Source organism: Acetivibrio sp. MSJd-27 (assembly GCF_018918095.1).
Lineage (GTDB): Bacteria > Bacillota > Clostridia > UMGS1840 > HGM11507 > HGM11507.
On record NZ_JAHLPV010000090.1, the window covers coordinates 1 to 1,503 of the forward strand.

The 1,503-nt window shown below is 52.7% G+C and carries 1 protein-coding gene; it reads left to right on the plus strand.

What is annotated here, in order from left to right; translation table 11 throughout:
• Positions 1–1,503: hypothetical protein (locus KQI32_RS13220; protein WP_216426107.1), on the plus strand; the 1,503-nt coding region annotated here is incomplete at both ends.

A 1,503-nucleotide genomic window follows, 5' to 3' on the forward strand; every position in this document is an offset into this window, starting at 1 on the left:
ATGTCCATCTATGATGACAAAATTTATGCTGGCGCGTTTGGCTATCAGGACACCGGAACCGGCGCGATGATATGCAACTTTGTTGAGTATGATACCAAAACCGGCCAGGCGACAGAGATGCCGAAGCCGAACAATCCGGGTGTGTTCGCCTCGGATCAGGTGCAGAATTTTTATGTCATGTCCCAGGCAGGCAAGTATGCCATTGCGAAATGCAAGGTGATCATAGGGGAGAAAACTCCATATTACGATTGTGTGTTCGACATGGAAAAACGGGAGTGGGTGAATTATCTGAAAAGCTCCAACCATCTGCACTATACTGATTTTGATGGGGAGGCTGTCTATGCTTCCAAGCAGGTGAGGGGAGGTTCCGCTATGTTCCGCTGCAATCTGGAGACAGGTGAGGAAACGCAGCTGACAAAAACGGCTTACAAGACCACCTATATGGTGAAACCGAAAATCGTGACACTGAAGGATCAGGTGAATTATCCCGGGAAAACGATTGTTGCAGGGGCGAACGACAGCGGTATGTTGCTGTACAATTTTGAGAAGCAGACCATGACCTTCCGCAAGGAGGAACTGCCCTACGGACCGATGCAGATAAGAACGTTGCAGGAGGGCGGGGAGAATGAGATCCTGCTCAGCGCTTATATGGGAGCCAAGGCGGTACTGTACGATACCGGGAAGGACGAGATTAAGGCGGAGTATCCCAGCACCCAGATCGAGGGAATCGCTTATATAGACGGAAAATATTATACCGGCATGTACGGCGGCGGCGCCTATCTGCAGGAGATAGATTTCAGCCAGCCGGCGGTAAGCGGAAAGAATCCCAGAAAGCTGGGGGCAATGTCAACCCATCAGGACCGGGCGTTTTTGATTGCGGACGGAGATACCGACATCATCTGGGGAAGTGTTCCCAACTACGGCTATTTGGGCGGTGACGTGGCGTTTTACAATAAACAGACAGGAGCTGTACGGATTGTGGAACAGCCGGTTCCCAACCAGAGTATCGCGGGGCTTTTATACATAGACGGGAAAGTGTACGGTTCGACAAATGTACAGGGAGGCCTGAACACAACACCCTATGACGCGCCGGCAAAACTGTTCCGCATGGACGCGGCTACGGGAACAGTGGAACAGGTTGTGGATATCCGTTTGGCCACTGATACCCGGCGGCAGTATTTCGCCGGAGGACTCACCCTGCTTCCCAACGGAAAGATCATGGTGGGGCTGCAGAAGACGCTGGCAATCATGAATCCGTCGGACTTGCGTATTGAGAAGGAGATACCGGTGGGAACGGCCACGGCAAGCCTGCTCACGTCAGCCAGATGGATGCCTTTTGACGTGATATTGGGGAAAGACGGGCTGATTTATACCAATGTGGGGCGTGAGCTTTCCGCGGTGGACTGGGAGACCGGGGAGGTCAAACAGATCCGGAATTTCAGCGTCGGGGCGCTGGCCTTGTCCTCTGAGGGAAACCTGTACTATTTTGACGGGTTGGGGACT